Origin of the sequence: Lysinibacillus sp. GbtcB16 (assembly GCF_019091145.1) — a bacterium.
Taxonomy (GTDB): domain Bacteria; phylum Bacillota; class Bacilli; order Bacillales_A; family Planococcaceae; genus Lysinibacillus; species Lysinibacillus fusiformis.
On sequence record NZ_JAGXJV010000099.1, the window covers coordinates 1 to 364 of the forward strand.

1 pseudogene is annotated in these 364 nt (G+C 34.1%); it reads left to right on the forward strand.

Annotated elements, in window-relative coordinates:
- Positions 1-364, forward strand: a pseudogene (locus KVT27_RS23510) (phage tail spike protein); the annotation flags it as partial.

The window sequence follows — 364 nt, forward strand, 5'->3', positions numbered from 1 at the left end:
AATAACATTACTTCAGCTTTAATTCTAGGTAATGATTATGCTGGATCAGGAAATCTTAACGGTTCGTTAGTAATTGACCAAACGACAATTAACGGCTCCCAATGGACTAATTCAGTTGCTTCTATTGGTATTTCTACGGGCATGAGTGGAAATAACATCTTAAAATCTAGTTATATTAACTTCTATCGTTATGACGGGGGAATGGAACTCAAGTCTCAAGGTGATTTCAAGATTGTAAATGATAATGGAAACATAAGCTTAAGTGCAAACGCTACAGGATCTACTACTGGTTTTATGTACTTACGAGCAAACAAAGATATTAATATTACAGCATTACGGGGTTATATTAATTTTTACACAACTG